The sequence below is a fragment of the Streptomyces sp. NPDC048191 genome (assembly GCF_040652655.1).
Taxonomy (GTDB): Bacteria; Actinomycetota; Actinomycetes; order Streptomycetales; family Streptomycetaceae; genus Streptomyces.
Window position 1 is genome coordinate 352663 of sequence record NZ_JBEZMO010000005.1, and the last position, 13849, is coordinate 366511.

At 70.0% G+C, this 13849-nt stretch carries 15 protein-coding genes and 1 pseudogene; 7 read left to right on the forward strand and 9 right to left on the reverse strand.

The window, feature by feature from the left end; translation table 11 throughout:
* Positions 1-124 precede the first annotated feature (124 nt).
* Positions 125-904, forward strand: a complete 780-nt coding sequence (locus AB0D93_RS12105) for an SDR family oxidoreductase (RefSeq protein ID WP_362117172.1) — start codon at positions 125-127, stop codon at positions 902-904.
* Between the two features lie 25 nt (positions 905-929).
* Here the strand turns inward: AB0D93_RS12105 and AB0D93_RS12110 are convergent, their stop codons facing one another.
* Entirely contained in the window at positions 930-1688 is a 759-nt protein-coding gene (locus AB0D93_RS12110; RefSeq protein ID WP_362117175.1) for a helix-turn-helix domain-containing protein, read from the reverse strand.
* Between the two features lie 258 nt (positions 1689-1946).
* Here AB0D93_RS12110 and AB0D93_RS12115 point away from each other — a divergent pair, with 258 nt between their 5' ends.
* The 3 genes from AB0D93_RS12115 to AB0D93_RS12125 are packed head-to-tail and all read left to right on the forward strand — an operon-like array spanning position 1947 to position 4385.
* Positions 1947-2612 (forward strand): DUF4097 family beta strand repeat-containing protein, encoded by a 666-nt coding sequence (locus tag AB0D93_RS12115; RefSeq protein ID WP_362117178.1) that lies wholly within the window; start codon positions 1947-1949, stop codon positions 2610-2612.
* 28 nt (positions 2613-2640) lie between these two features.
* Positions 2641-3612 (forward strand): ATP-binding cassette domain-containing protein, encoded by a 972-nt coding sequence (locus AB0D93_RS12120; RefSeq protein WP_362117181.1) that lies wholly within the window; start codon positions 2641-2643, stop codon positions 3610-3612.
* Positions 3609-4385, forward strand: coding sequence for an ABC transporter permease (locus AB0D93_RS12125; RefSeq protein WP_362117184.1), 777 nt, complete (start codon positions 3609-3611; stop codon positions 4383-4385). The genes AB0D93_RS12120 and AB0D93_RS12125 overlap by 4 nt, the downstream gene beginning before the upstream one ends.
* Positions 4386-4491: 106 nt before the next feature.
* Here the strand turns inward: AB0D93_RS12125 and glmS are convergent, their stop codons facing one another.
* Positions 4492-6339 carry a glutamine--fructose-6-phosphate transaminase (isomerizing) gene (gene glmS, locus AB0D93_RS12130; protein WP_362117187.1) on the reverse strand — a complete coding sequence of 616 codons (1848 nt, stop codon included), beginning with the start codon at positions 6337-6339 and terminating at the stop codon, positions 4492-4494.
* A gap of 146 nt (positions 6340-6485) precedes the next feature.
* Positions 6486-6692: a hypothetical protein gene (locus tag AB0D93_RS12135; protein ID WP_362117190.1), complete on the reverse strand. Its 207-nt coding sequence runs from the start codon at positions 6690-6692 to the stop codon at positions 6486-6488.
* 56 nt (positions 6693-6748) lie between these two features.
* Here AB0D93_RS12135 and coaA point away from each other — a divergent pair, with 56 nt between their 5' ends.
* Together coaA and AB0D93_RS12145 are read left to right on the forward strand one after the other, a co-directional pair.
* Complete coding sequence (gene coaA, locus AB0D93_RS12140; RefSeq protein WP_362117275.1) at positions 6749-7717, forward strand: type I pantothenate kinase; 969 nt, start codon at positions 6749-6751, stop codon at positions 7715-7717.
* Positions 7718-7738: 21 nt separating this feature from the next.
* Positions 7739-8129 (forward strand): annotated as a pseudogene (locus tag AB0D93_RS12145) (hypothetical protein); the annotation flags it as partial.
* Positions 8130-8185: 56 nt separating this feature from the next.
* On the opposite strand, the gene glmM reads toward AB0D93_RS12145, so the two are convergent.
* The 3 genes from glmM to rplM form a co-directional block, all read right to left on the reverse strand.
* The gene (glmM, locus tag AB0D93_RS12150) at positions 8186-9544 is read right to left on the reverse strand and encodes a phosphoglucosamine mutase (RefSeq protein WP_362117193.1); all 1359 of its coding nucleotides are present in this window, start codon (positions 9542-9544) and stop codon (positions 8186-8188) included.
* Positions 9545-9694: 150 nt separating this feature from the next.
* A complete protein-coding gene (gene rpsI, locus AB0D93_RS12155; RefSeq protein WP_020941689.1) occupies positions 9695-10207 on the reverse strand; it encodes a 30S ribosomal protein S9 in 513 nt (170 codons plus the stop codon).
* 42 nt (positions 10208-10249) lie between these two features.
* Positions 10250-10693, reverse strand: coding sequence for a 50S ribosomal protein L13 (rplM, locus tag AB0D93_RS12160; protein WP_030345455.1), 444 nt, complete (start codon positions 10691-10693; stop codon positions 10250-10252).
* 299 nt (positions 10694-10992) lie between these two features.
* Between rplM and AB0D93_RS12165 the strand changes: the two genes are divergently transcribed.
* A complete protein-coding gene (locus AB0D93_RS12165) occupies positions 10993-11871 on the forward strand; it encodes a hypothetical protein (protein WP_362117198.1) in 879 nt (292 codons plus the stop codon).
* 1 nt (position 11872) lies between these two features.
* Here AB0D93_RS12165 and truA read toward each other — a convergent pair whose 3' ends face one another.
* From truA to AB0D93_RS12180, 3 genes are all read right to left on the reverse strand, one after another.
* Entirely contained in the window at positions 11873-12727 is an 855-nt protein-coding gene (gene truA, locus AB0D93_RS12170) for a tRNA pseudouridine(38-40) synthase TruA (protein ID WP_362117201.1), read from the reverse strand.
* A 92-nt stretch (positions 12728-12819) separates the two neighbouring features.
* On the reverse strand, positions 12820-13314 hold the full coding sequence (gene rplQ / locus AB0D93_RS12175; protein ID WP_362117204.1) for a 50S ribosomal protein L17: 495 nt from the start codon (positions 13312-13314) through the stop codon (positions 12820-12822).
* A gap of 85 nt (positions 13315-13399) precedes the next feature.
* On the reverse strand, positions 13400-13849 hold a 450-nt coding region (locus tag AB0D93_RS12180), incomplete at its 5' end, for a DNA-directed RNA polymerase subunit alpha C-terminal domain-containing protein (RefSeq protein WP_362117207.1).

Consider the following 13849-nt stretch of genomic DNA (forward strand, 5'->3'; position numbering starts at 1 on the left):
CGAGAACCCTACGAGCACGACAGCGGACGCACCGGGGCGGCGTCAGCCCGTCGGCGTGGAGGACCGGCGTCCGGCTGCCGGAACCCCGCTGCCCGGGCCGGCGTGCGCCGTCTACGCTCCGACCATGACGTCCCATGCCTACCTCTTCGACCTGTTCTCGCTGGACGGCCGTGTCGCCGTGGTGACCGGGGGCAGTTCCGGCATCGGCCGGGCCATCGCCGGGGCGCTGGCCCGGGCCGGTGCGAGCGTGGTGGTCGTGGCCCGGACCAAGAGTCAACTCGCCGAGACCGTCGGGGAGTTGACGGACGCCGGATGCCGGGCCGCCTGGGTCGCGGCCGATCTGAGCACCCGGGACGGGGTGCGCGCGGCCGCCGAGGAGGCGGCCGGTGTCTTCGGCGAGCCCGACATCCTCGTCAACTGCGCCGGGGTCAACCTCCGCCCGCCGATGAACGAGCTCGGCGAGGACGTCTGGGACACCACCATGGCCGTGAACCTGGAGGCGCCCTTCCTGCTGGGGCAGCGGTTCGGGCCCGGTATGGCGGAGCGGGGCTTCGGCCGGATCATCCACGTCACCTCCCAGCAGGCCCACCGCGCCTTCGTGCAGAGCGGTGCCTACGGCGTGTCCAAGGGCGCGCTGGAGTCGCTGGCCCGCTCGCAGGCCGAGGCGTGGTCGCCGTACGGCGTCACCGTCAACACCCTGGTGCCGGGCTTCGTGATGACACCGCTCAACGAACGGCTGTCGTCCGACCCGGAGAAGGTCGCCGCCCTGGCCGCCCGCACCATGACCGGCCGCAACGGACTCGCCGGGGACTTCGAGGGCGCGGCCGTCTTCCTCGCGAGCCGCGCCTCCGCCTATGTGACGGGCCAGTCGGTCTTCGTCGACGGGGGCCTGTCCGTCCACTGAGCGCCCGGACCGCAGCCGGCTCCGCTCAGCGCTCCGGACGGGGCGCGGCAGCGGCGTCCGCGGGCGCCCCGGGTTTCGTGTGGAGCACTTCGCGGGCCTGGCCCGCGGCGCGGGCGAGACTCTCGGAGACGAAGTCGAGGAAGCGCGCGACGTTCTCGAGGCGGGCCGCGGCCGGGGAGTCGGGACCGAGGATGCCGACGCCCTGCCGCGCGGTTTCGGCGACCTGGGCGGTGCCACGGACGCTGGCCATCATGGACTGGTACCAGACGTCGTCGTCGATGACATAGCGCTCGCGGCGGCGTTCGTCGCGTTCCCTGCGGGCGAGGCCCTGGCTCTCGAGGAACGTGATCGCCTTGGAGACGGACGCCGGGCTCACCTGCAGGCGCTGGACGAGTTCGGACGCGCTGAGGCTGCCCGTGTCACTGGTCATCAGGCAGGCCATCACCCGGGCCATCATCTTGGGCGTGCCCGACTGTATGAAGACGGTGGTGAGCGTCTCCTCGTACTCGCGCACCGCCTCGGCGTCGCGTCCGTGGGCCTGCGGGGGCGTCTTCGCGTCGTGGGGCGCGGGCGCGGCCTGCCTGCGGCGGTGGGCACGGCGCTCGGTGGCGCGGTGGGCGAGGTCGGCCCGGTAGGCGGTGGGGCCGCCGTTGCGCATGACTTCGCGGGTGACGGTCGAGGTCGGGCGCTCCAGGCGTCGGGCGATCTCCGCGTAGGCGAGGCCGTCGGCCAGGCCCAGCGCGATCTGCTGGCGTTCCTGCTGGGTGAGCCTGCCTCCTGGCATCGCGGCCTCCTTCGTGGCGGTGTGTGGCACGTGGTGCCTGTTGGCATCAGCATAGCGTTCACTTTCGATCCATTGCAACGATCGCCCTGCGTGCTGTTGCATTACCTCTAGAACCGTTGCAACGAAATACTTCTTCTGAGCTGCGAGAACTACATTTCTATGCAACAAGCATGTTGCCGACTCCATGAATGCAACGTAGCGTTTGCGTTGTCGGAAACAGCGGGCCGAAGGGGCCCGCGCCAGATGAAGGAGCCCACGATGCAGAAGTTCGACACCACCGCCCCGGTGACCGCCGTCCTGGACATCCCCGCCGGACGCATCCAGCTCATCGCCGCCGACCGCACCGACACCACCGTCGAGGTCCGGCCCGCCAACGCCGCCAAGAGCCGCGACGTCAAGGCCGTCGAGGAGATCGACGTCGCCTACGTGGACGGCGTCCTGCGCATCGAGGCCCGCGAGGCCAAGAACCGGCTCCTGGGACACTCCGGGTCCGTCGAGGTGACCGTCCAGCTGCCTGCCGGCTCCCGCGTCGAGGCGAAGGCGGGCGCCGCCGAGTTCCGCGGCGTCGGACGCCTCGGCGACGTCGCCTTCTCGGGCGGCTACCGCTCGGTCAAGCTCGACGAGGCCGCGAGCGCCCGCATCACCGCCCACGACGGCGATGTCTCGGTCGGCCGCCTGGGCGGCCCCGCGGAGATCAGCACCCAGAGGGGCGACATCCGGATCGCCGAGGCCGTGCGCGGCACCGTCACCCTGCGCACCCAGCAGGGCGACATCTCCGTCGACGCCGCCCCCGGGGTCTCCGCGGCCCTGGACGCCGGCACCACCTACGGCCGCATCAGCAACGCCCTCAAGAGCGACGGCACCGCCGAGCTCGACATCCACGCCACCACCGCCCACGGCGACATCACCGCCCGCAGCCTGTAGATCCGCAGCCACAACAGGGGGACCTCTCATGACCGACTTGGCCATCGCGGCGAACGGACTGCGCAAGTCCTACGGCGACAAGACCGTCCTCGACGGCGTCGACCTGGCCGTCCCGCAGGGAACGATCTTCTCCCTGCTCGGCCCGAACGGCGCCGGCAAGACCACCGCCGTCAAGATCCTGTCCACCCTCGTGACCGCCGACCCCGCCTCCGGCCGGATCAGCGTCGGCGGCCACGACCTCGCCACCGACCCGCAGGCCGTGCGCGCCGCGATCGGGGTCACCGGCCAGTTCTCCGCCGTCGACGGGCTGATCACCGGCGAGGAGAACATGCTGCTGATGGCGGACCTGCATCACCTCTCCAAGCGCGAGGGACGGCGGGTCACCGCCGAGCTGCTGGAGCGCTTCGACCTCACCGAGGCCGCGAAGAAGCCCGCCTCCACCTACTCCGGCGGCATGAAGCGCCGCCTCGACATCGCCATGACCCTGGTCGGCGAGCCGCGGATCATCTTCCTCGACGAGCCGACCACCGGCCTGGACCCGCGCTCCCGGCACACCATGTGGCAGATCATCCGCGAGCTGGTCGCCGGCGGTACGACCGTCTTCCTCACCACCCAGTACCTGGAAGAGGCCGACGAACTCGCCGACCGCATCGCCGTGCTCAACGACGGCCGGATCGCCGCCGAGGGCACCGCCGACGAGCTCAAGCGGCTCATCCCCGGCGGACACGTCAGACTCCGCTTCACCGACCCGGCCGCCTACCGGAACGCCGCCGCCGCGCTGCGCGAGACCACCCGCGACGACGAGGCGCTCACCCTGCAGATCCCCAGCGACGGCAGCCAGCGCGAACTGCGCGCCGTCCTCGACTGGCTCGACGCCGCCGCGATCGAGGCCGACGAACTCTCCGTGCACACCCCCGACCTGGACGACGTCTTCTTCGCCCTGACCGGCGGCGCCGGCGTGCCCGCACAGCCCAACCAGCCCAAGGAGGCCCTGCGATGAGCTCCCTCTCCCTCGCCGTGCGCGACTCGTCCACGATGCTGCGCCGCAACCTGCTGCACGCGCGCCGCTACCCCTCGCTCACCCTGAACCTGCTGCTCACCCCGGTCATGCTGCTGTTGCTGTTCGTCTACGTCTTCGGCAACGCGATGAGCGGCGGCGCGGGCCGCTCGGCCTACATCGCCTACATCGTGCCCGGCATCCTGCTGATGACCATCGGCTCCACCGTGGTCGGCACCGCGGTGTCCGTCGCCACCGACATGAACGAGGGCATCATCGCCCGCTTCCGCACCATGGCCATCCACCGCAGCTCCATCCTCGTCGGACACGTCATCGGCAGCGTCGTGCAGTCGGTCATGAGCGTGGTCGTCGTCGGCGCCGTCGGCGTGGCCATCGGCTTCCGCTCCACCGATGCCACGGTCCTGGAATGGCTCGCCGCGTTCGGGCTGATCGTCCTGTTCGCCCTGGCGCTCACCTGGATCGCGGTCGGCATGGGCCTGGCCAGCCCCAACGCCGAAGCCGCCAGCAACAACGCCACGCCGCTGATCATCCTGCCCCTCATCTCCAGCGCCTTCGTCCCCCTGCACTCGATGCCGGGCTGGTTCCAGCCCATCGCCGAGTACCAGCCCTTCACCCCCGCCATCGAAACCCTGCGCGGACTCCTCCTCGGCACCGGGATCGGCGACAACGGGTGGATCACCATCGCCTGGTCCCTCGGCCTCAGCGCACTCGGCTACCGCTGGTCGAAGGCACAGTTCGACCGGGACGCGAAGTAGGCGCCACGAGTGCGGGCCACCTCCCGCAACCCCGTCCCACCCCAGGGCGGCGTACCCCCGACATCCGTCGGCGTACGCCGCCCCGTTCGTTCGTCGGCCGACGGAGCTACTCGACCGTGACCGACTTGGCCAGGTTGCGCGGCTGGTCCACCTCGTTGCCGCGGGCGGTGGCCAGCTCGCAGGCGAAGACCTGCAGCGGCACCGTCGCCACCAGCGGCTGCAGCAGGGTCGGGGTGGCCGGGATGCGGATCAGGTGGTCGGCGTAGGGGACCACGGCCTCGTCGCCCTCCTCCGCGATCACGATCGTGCGTGCACCACGGGCCCGGATCTCCTGGATGTTGGAGACGATCTTGTCGTGCAGGACCGAGCGGCCACGCGGGGACGGCACCACGACCACCACCGGCACGTCCTCCTCGATCAGCGCGATCGGACCGTGCTTCAGCTCGCCCGCCGCGAAGCCCTCGGCGTGCATGTAGGCCAGTTCCTTGAGCTTCAGGGCGCCTTCCAGCGCCACCGGGTAGCCCACGTGCCGGCCCAGGAACAGCACCGTGTTCTTCGAGGCCAGCGTCCGGGCCAGCGCCCGCACGGGCTCCATCGTCTCCAGGACCCGCTCGACCTCCACCGAGATCCGGGACAGGTCCTTGATCACCGCCTGGATCTCGTCGCCCCACTTGGTGCCGCGCACCTGGCCCAGATACAGGGCCACCAGGTAACAGGCCACCAGCTGGGTCAGGAACGCCTTCGTCGAGGCGACGGCGACCTCGGGGCCGGCGTGCGTGTACAGCACCGCGTCCGACTCGCGCGGGATCGTCGAGCCGTTGGTGTTGCAGATCGCCAGTACCTTGGAGCCCTGCTCGCGGGCGTGCCGCAGCGCCATCAGGGTGTCCATGGTCTCGCCGGACTGGGAGATGGCGATCACCAGCGACTGCGCGTCCAGGATCGGGTCCCGGTAGCGGAACTCGCTGGCCAGCTCCACCTCGCACGGGATGCGCGTCCAGTGCTCGATGGCGTACTTGGCGATCAGCCCGGCGTGGAAGGCCGTACCGCACGCGACGATGACGACCTTGTCGATCTCCCGCAGCTCGGACGGGCTGATCCGCACCTCGTCCAGCGTCAGCGAGCCGGACGGGTCGATCCGGCCCAGCAGCGTGTCGGCGACCGCCTTGGGCTGCTCGGCGATCTCCTTGAGCATGAAGTAGTCATAACCCCCCTTTTCCGCGGCGGAGGCGTCCCAGTCCACGTGGTAGCTGCGGACCTCGGCCGGGCGGCCGTCGAAGCCCGTCACCGTCACGCCGTCACGGCGCAACTCCACCACCTGGTCCTGGCCCAGCTCGATCGCCGACCGCGTGTGGGCGATGAACGCGGCGACGTCCGAGGCCAGGAAGGCCTCACCCTCTCCAACGCCCACCACCAGCGGCGAGTTCCGCCGCGCGCCCACGACCACGTCGGGGTCGTCGGCGTGCACCGCGACCAGCGTGAACGCGCCCTCCAGCCGCCGGCACACCAGCCGCATGGCCTCCGCCAGGTCGGCGGCCGCCGAGAACTCCTCGGCGAGCAGGTGGGCGACGACCTCGGTGTCGGTCTCGGAGGTCAGTTCGTGGCCGCGCTCGGCCAACTCGGCCCGCAGGACCGCGAAGTTCTCGATGATGCCGTTGTGGACGACGGCGACGCGCCCCGCGTTGTCGAGATGCGGATGGGCATTGGCGTCGGTCGGCCCGCCGTGCGTGGCCCAGCGGGTGTGTCCGATACCCGCCGAACCCGTCGGCAACGGCCGTTCGACCAGCTCCTTCTCCAGGTTGACCAGCTTCCCGGCCTTCTTCGCCGCGGCCAGCCCTCCGTCGGCCGGCACGGCGACACCCGCCGAGTCGTACCCCCGGTACTCCAGCCGCTTCAGCCCGGCCATCACGACATCGAGCGCCGACTGCGAACCTACGTAACCCACGATTCCGCACATGCGCCGCAGCCTACGACTCGGGAACGGCCCGAACGGGCCTCCGTCTGCCCGAAATCGGAAATTCCCACCGTCGTACGAAGGTCCTCTTGTGATCGAATGGCCGTCGGCAGGGGGACCTCGGTGAGCGAGCCGTACCGCGAGGTGTCCTACAGGGACTTCGAGGAGGACTTCGGGCTGAGCGGACCCACGGGGACCGTGGGTGCGAGGACCACCGGCTCGGCACCGACGTACGCCTCCTGCTGGAGTCCCCGCTGCCGGACGACGTGCCCGGCACCGCCGCGCGCCGAGGCCGTGCAGGAGGTGCTGCGCACCGTCGCGCACGGCGGCGAGTACGTGGGCGTGACGGACCCCACCCGCCGCCTCGTTCAAACTCCGTTAACAATGGACTGTGATCTCACCGGTCTCCTCGATGCCCCGGAGCACCCACCGGCACAGGCCGGAGGTGACTCCCTACGTCGACCTCACCCGCGCCGAGTGGAGCGCGCTGCGCGACAAGACGCCGCTGCCGCTCACCGCCGAGGAGGTGGAGAAGCTGCGCGGTCTGGGCGACGTGATCGACCTGGACGAGGTGCGGGACATCTACCTCCCGCTCTCCCGGCTGCTGAACCTCTACGTCGGCGCCACGGACGGACTCAGAGGGGCGCTGAACACGTTCCTCGGGGAGAAGGGGTCCCAGTCCGGCACCCCGTTCGTCATAGGCGTCGCCGGCTCGGTGGCCTGCGGCAAGTCCACCGTCTCCCGCCTCCTGCAGGCCCTCCTGTCCCGCTGGCCCGAACACCCGCGCGTGGAGCTGGTCACCACGGACGGCTTCCTCCTGCCCACCAAGGAGCTCGAGGCGCGGGGCCTGATGTCGCGGAAAGGATTCCCCGAGTCCTACGACCGCCGGGCCCTGACCCGCTTCGTCGCCGACATCAAGGCGGGCAAGGACGAGGTCACGGCCCCCGTCTACTCCCACCTGATCTACGACATCGTCCCGGACCAGAAGCTCACGGTCCGCCGGCCCGACATCCTGATCGTCGAGGGCCTGAACGTCCTCCAGCCCGCGCTGCCCGGCAAGGACGGCCGCACCCGGGTCGGCCTCGCCGACTACTTCGACTTCAGCGTGTACGTCGACGCGAGCGCCGAGGACATCGAGAGCTGGTACCTCAACCGCTTCAAGAAGCTCCGGCAGACCGCGTTCCAGAACCCGGACTCGTACTTCCGCAAGTACACCCAGGTCTCCGAGGAGGAGGCCCTCGACTACGCCCGCACGCTCTGGCGGTCCATCAACAAGCCCAACCTGGTCGAGAACATCGCCCCGACCCGGGGCCGAGCCACCCTGGTCCTGCGCAAGGGCCCGGACCACAAGGTCCAGCGTCTGAGGCTGCGCAAGCTGTAGGCGCCCCGGCCGGACGGACGCATACCGGGTCCGCGCCTGGTCACCCCGGCCGGGAAGACGGGCGAGGTGGTGCGGCTGATCGAGAAGACGGTCGGCACCATCCATCCCGTCGTGCCGCCGGGGACCGCCCGCGATCCCGCCGGTGGCCCGCGAGGCGGGGGACGACCTCATCCACGGACTGCGCCGGCGGGGACCGGACGAGTCCGGTGCGATCGCCGTGGAGGCCATCGCCTCGCCTTCATCACCCTGGCCAACGGTGAGCGCGGCGTGCGGTGGCGTCCTGGACAACGCCGTGCTGATCGTCGGCGCGACGGCGGTGGGCCCGGAGTTCGTTCCGCTCGCGGGCCCGTGCACCGTCCTGATGCGAAGGCGCCCGCGCCTCGCGCCGCGCTCACTGACCGCGCTGCTCGTCGTCTGCCAGAAGCTCTGCCGGCAACGCCGGCACGCCCTCACCGCGTACGCGAAGAACTAACCCAACGCAGACTTCACGGCGTCGGCCAGCCGTCCGGCAACGGACCGCGCCTGCTCGATGTCAGCCGCCTCGACCATGACCCGGACCAACGGCTCGGTCCCGGAAGGACGCAACAACACCCGCCCGGTCTCGCCGAGTTCCCGCTCCGCCTCGGTCACAGCGGCAGCCAGGTCGGCCGACGTACGCACGCGCGACTTGTCCACGTCCGGCACATTGATCAGCACCTGCGGCAGCCGCTCCATCACCGACGCCAGCTCCCGCAGCGAACGCCCGGTCTCCGCGACCCGGGCGGCCAGCAGCAGGCCGGTCAGCGTGCCGTCACCGGTCGTCGCGTGGTCGAGGACGATCACGTGCCCCGACTGCTCGCCGCCCAGGGCGAAGTCGTGCTCCTTCATCTCCTCCAAGACGTACCGGTCGCCGACGGCCGTCTGGACCAGCCGGATCCCGGCCCGCTCCATCGCCAGCTTGAAGCCCAGGTTGGACATCACGGTGGCGACGACGGTGTCGGACCGCAGCGCGGAGCGCTCCCGCATCGCCAGCGCGAGCACCGCGAGGATCTGGTCACCGTCGACCTCCTCGCCGGTGTGGTCCACGGCCAGGCAACGGTCGGCGTCGCCGTCGTGCGCGATGCCGAGGTCCGCACGGTGCTCGACGACAGCGGCCTTCAGCTTCCCGAGGTGGGTCGAGCCGCACCCGTCGTTGATGTTGAGTCCGTCCGGGTCCGCGCCGATGGTGACGACCTCGGCGCCCGCCCGGGTGAACGCCTCCGGCGAGACCCCCGAGGCCGCGCCGTGCGCTTCGTCCAGGACGATCCTCAGCCCGTCGAGCCGGTTGGGCAGGACGGACAGCAGATGACCGACGTACTGCTCGAAGCCCTCGTCGTACGAGCGCACCCGGCCGACCCCGGCGCCCGTCGGGCGCTCCCAGGGCTCGCCGTGCCGGTGCGACTCGTACACCGCCTCGATCTTGTCCTCCAGCTCGTCGGCGAGTTTGTGGCCGCCGCGGGCGAAGAACTTGATGCCGTTGTCCGGCATGGCGTTGTGGCTCGCGGAGAGCATCACGCCCAGGTCGGCGCCGAGCGCGCCGGTCAGATACGCCACTGCCGGGGTCGGCAGCACACCGACGCACAGCGCGTCCACGCCCGCGCTCGCGAGGCCCGCGACCACGGCCGCCTCCAGGAACTCCCCGGACGCCCGCGGGTCCCGTCCGACCACCGCCTTCGGCTTGTGGCCCTCGAAGGTGCCCGCCTCGGCCAGCACGTGGGCCGCCGCGACGGACAGACCGAGCGCCATCTCGGCCGTCAGGTCCGCGTTGGCGACACCGCGCACGCCGTCCGTGCCGAAGAGTCGTGCCACTTGTCCTCCTGGGGAAACTGCGATCACACAAGCCGTTGAGCGGCTGAGCGTCTCGTGTCGTTATACGCCCTTGGCTGGGATAAACGAACGCCCCGACGGCACATGTGGCGTGCCGCCGGGGCGTTCGGAGTACGAGCAGGCAGCTGCTGATTAGCGCTTGCTGTACTGCGGAGCCTTGCGGGCCTTCTTCAGACCGGCCTTCTTGCGCTCGACCGCACGGTCGTCGCGCTTGAGGAAGCCGGCCTTCTTCAGCGGGCCGCGGTTGTTGTCGACGTCGGCCTCGTTCAGGGCACGGGCGACACCGAGGCGCAGGGCACCGGCCTGACCGGAGACACCGCCACCCGCGATGCGGGCGATGACGTCGTAACGGCCCTCGAGCTCGAGCACCTTGAAGGGCTCGTTGACTTCCTGCTGGTGCACCTTGTTCGGGAAGTAGTCCTCGAGGGTGCGACCGTTGATCTTCCACTTGCCGGTGCCCGGAACGATCCGGACTCGGGCGATGGCGTTCTTGCGGCGGCCCAGGCCGGCGGCCGGCTGGGGCTCACCGAAGCGGGACGCGAGGGACTCGGAGGTGTACTCGCCCTCGACGGGGACGTCCGACTCCGTGGTGTAGCTGTCGATGTCAAGCTCTTCGAGCGGCTGCTCGGCAGTGGTCTCGGCCACGATTCTCCTCAGATTCTCTTCAGTCTTAGGGGGTGGCCGGACTTACTGCGCGACCTGGGTGATCTCGAACGGCACCGGCTGCTGGGCAGCGTGCGGGTGCTGGTCACCCTTGTAGACCTTCAGCTTCGAGAGCATCTGACGGCCCAGCGTGTTCTTGGGGAGCATGCCCTTGACGGCCTTCTCGATGGCCTTCTCGGGGTTCTTGTCGAGCAGCTCGTCGTAACGGACGGAGCGCAGACCACCCGGGTAGCCGGAGTGGCGGTACGCCATCTTCTGGGTCCGCTTGTTGCCGGACAGGTGCACCTTGTCGGCGTTGATGATGATGACGAAGTCACCAGCGTCGACGTGGGGGGCGTAGATCGGCTTGTGCTTGCCCCGGAGGAGGGTCGCTGCGGTGGTGGCGAGACGGCCCAGGACAACGTCCTGAGCGTCGATGACGTGCCACTGGCGCGTCACATCGCCGGGCTTGGGGCTGTACGTACGCACGGTTCGTAGCCTTCGCTTCGAGTGAATGGTCCTGAACAGGTCACCGAAACGATCACGACAGCCTTGACCGCACAAGCGGTGACGCAAACCGCGTGCTGGTCGCTGGTCATCGGCCCGGTGGACCGGTGTAAGGGCCCGTCCCGTGAGAATGAGCAAGCCAATACACAACGAAGAAGCAGGGTACCCGGCGGGGCCGGGACGGGTCAAAACGAGGCTCATCGACACGTCACCGGGGGACAAACGAGGCATGCCGCCGGACTCGCTCCAGCACCCTCCGGCCCCCGTCTAAGATGCGCCCCATGAGTTACGGGCAGGGGGGACCCCAGTCTCAGTGGGATCCCTGGAAACCGCATTCGCAGCAGCAGTCCTGGAACGGCGGCGGTGACGACGCAACCCCGGACTGGGCCGCGCTCGCCGAGGCCTCGGAGTCCCGCAACAAGCGCCGCAAACTGCTGTTCATAGCCGGCGGGGCGCTCGCCACCGTCGCGATAGGCACGGCCGTCGCCATGGCCGTGGTCTCCGCGAACAGCGGCAACGAGGCCCACGGCACCCCCACCAACCTGCCCGCCAGCGGCTCCGTGCCGAGCGGCTCGGCCACGCCGTCCTTCGCGCCCACCAGCGCCCCGCCGCCGCTGGACCCGCGCGACTTCATCGCCAGCGCCAAGAAGGACACCGCCCCGCTCAGCGCCGACAGCCTCTTCCCGGGCACCCAGCTGACCATGGGCGACACGGTGTACAAGAAGGGCGCCACGGCCGACACGACCAACTGCGCCTCCGCCGCCAGCGGCAACCTGCCGAAGATCCTCGGCTCGGGCGGCTGCACCCGCCTGATCCGCGCGACCTACACCAACGGCGGCATCGCGGTCACCGTCGGCGTCGCCGTCTTCGACGACCAGGCGCAGGCCACCAAGGTCAGGCAGCAGGCCAAGAAGAACGCCGTGGTGCGTTCCCTGCCCGGCAAGGGCGTCAAGAACTTCTGCGACTCCGCGGTCTGCCTGACGACCACGAACGCCGTCGGCCGCTACACCTACTTCACCACCGGCGGCTTCCTCAACGGCAAGAACGTCACCAACAAGGACACGAAGGTCTTCAGCGCCGGCAACGATCTGCAGCAGTTCATCTTCAACCAGATCTACCGCCGCGGTCAGGCCCAGGCGTCCGCGGCGGCGAACCGGTAGCTCAGCAGCACCCCGCCGGCGGAAGCGAGCGCTTGTTCCGCGCCTCCTTGTTGCGCGCGGCCAGCAGCTCGTCGGCGGGGTAGCCGACCTCCTCCAGGGTCAGCCCGTGCGGCCGTACGACATGCACGGCGGAGTCCCGCACCCCCGCGGCCAGCACCTTCCCGGGCCACTCGGGCCCGCGGTGCCCGTCCCCGACGAACAGAAGTGCCCCGATCAGCGAGCGCACCATGTTGTGGCAGAAGGCGTCGGCCCGCACGGTGGCGGTGACGATCCCGTCGGACCCACGCACCAGGCTCAGCTCCTGAAGGGTCCGGATCGTGGTGGCACCTTCCCGCTTCTTGCAGTACGCGGCGAAGTCGTGCTCCCCCAGCAGGTGCCGCGCGGCCTCGTTCATGGCGTCCACGTCGAGCGGCCAGTCGTGCCACAGGACGTGGTTGCGGAGCAGCGGGTCCACTCCTCCCGGGTTGTCGGTCACCCGGTACGCGTAGCGCCGCCAGATCGCCGAGAAACGGGCGTTGAAGCCGCTCGGAGCCTCTCGCAGGGCCCAGACCCGCACATCCCTGGGAAGGCGCCCGGCGAGCCGTTTGAGCAGCTTGCCGCTCTGCTCCGCCCAGACCTCCCGGGGCAGATCGACGTGGGCGACCTGACCCCGGGCGTGCACGCCGGCGTCGGTCCGTCCGGCCACGGTCAGGTCGTACGTCTCCTTCGACCGCGTCACCGTGCGCAGGGCGTCCTCGATCTCCCCCTGCACGGTCCGCTTGCCGCCGGCCTGCTTGGCCCAGCCGTGGAAGTCGGTGCCGTCGTAGGAGAGGTCGAGGCGCAGGCGTACGAAACCGGGCTGTACTTCGTCAGTCACACATGAATTCTTTCAGGGGAACGCCGTGGGAAAGAAACGCGAAAGCGGGCCCGCCCCGAAGGGCGAACCCGCTTCCCGCGTCAGGCAGAGCCTCAGGCGTCCTTCGACTCCTCGGCAGCGGCCTCCTCGGCCGGCGCCTCGGTGGTCTCCGCGGCCTTGGTCTCCTCGGCCTCCTTGACCGCACGCTTGGTGGCGGCCTCGGCCTCACCCACGGCCTTCTGCTGCACCGTCAGCGCCTCGACCAGCTCGATGACGGCCATGGGCGCGTTGTCGCCACGGCGGTTACCGATCTTGGTGATGCGGGTGTAGCCACCCGGACGGTTCTCGTAACGCGGGCCGATCTCGGTGAAGAGCGTGTGGACGATGCTCTTGTCCGTGATGACCTGCAGCACCTGGCGGCGGTTGTGAAGGTCGCCCTTCTTCGCCTTGGTGACCAGACGCTCGGCGTACGGGCGCAGGCGGCGGGCCTTCGCCTCGGTGGTGGTGATACGGCCGTGCTCGAACAGCGCCTTCGCGAGGTTCGCGAGGAGCAGCTTCTCGTGCGCGGCGCTGCCGCCCAGACGGGCACCCTTGGTGGGCTTCGGCATTTTCTTTCTCCTGTGTGTCTGCCCCGGCCGTGTCAGGTACCGGGGTCAGGAACCCGATGAGCGGATGCTCACCGGCAACGACCGATCAGTACTGCTCGGTCTCCACGAAACCCGCGTCCGCGTCGTCGTCGGCGCCGAAGGCGTCGGCGGCGGCCGTGGGGTCGAATCCGGGCGGGCTGTCCTTCAGGGCCAGGCCCATGCCGGCCAGCTTCGCCTTGACCTCGTCGATGGACTTCGCACCGAAGTTGCGAATGTCGAGGAGGTCGGCCTCGGAACGGGCGACGAGCTCACCCACGGAGTGGATGCCCTCACGCTTGAGGCAGTTGTAGGAGCGGACCGTGAGCTCCAGCTCCTCGATCGGCAGCGCGAGGTCGGCGGCCAGGGCGGCGTCCGTCGGGGACGGGCCCATGTCGATGCCCTCGGCGTCGATGTTCAGCTCACGCGCCAGACCGAACAGCTCGACCAGCGTCTTGCCGGCCGACGCCATGGCGTCACGCGGACGCATGGCCTGCTTGGTCTCGACGTCGACGATCAG

Bases quoted from the DNA above. Each gene is read 5' to 3' on its own strand.
- AB0D93_RS12105 (WP_362117172.1), top strand. From the start codon at position 125: ATGACGTCCCATGCCTACCTCTTCGACCTGTTCTCGCTGGACGGCCGT.
- AB0D93_RS12110 (WP_362117175.1), bottom strand. From the start codon at position 1,688: ATGCCAGGAGGCAGGCTCACCCAGCAGGAACGCCAGCAGATCGCGCTG.
- AB0D93_RS12115 (WP_362117178.1), top strand. From the start codon at position 1,947: ATGCAGAAGTTCGACACCACCGCCCCGGTGACCGCCGTCCTGGACATC.
- AB0D93_RS12120 (WP_362117181.1), top strand. From the start codon at position 2,641: ATGACCGACTTGGCCATCGCGGCGAACGGACTGCGCAAGTCCTACGGC.
- AB0D93_RS12125 (WP_362117184.1), top strand. From the start codon at position 3,609: ATGAGCTCCCTCTCCCTCGCCGTGCGCGACTCGTCCACGATGCTGCGC.
- glmS (WP_362117187.1), bottom strand. From the start codon at position 6,339: ATGTGCGGAATCGTGGGTTACGTAGGTTCGCAGTCGGCGCTCGATGTC.
- coaA (WP_362117275.1), top strand. From the start codon at position 6,749: ATGCCCCGGAGCACCCACCGGCACAGGCCGGAGGTGACTCCCTACGTC.
- AB0D93_RS12165 (WP_362117198.1), top strand. From the start codon at position 10,993: ATGAGTTACGGGCAGGGGGGACCCCAGTCTCAGTGGGATCCCTGGAAA.
- rplQ (WP_362117204.1), bottom strand. From the start codon at position 13,314: ATGCCGAAGCCCACCAAGGGTGCCCGTCTGGGCGGCAGCGCCGCGCAC.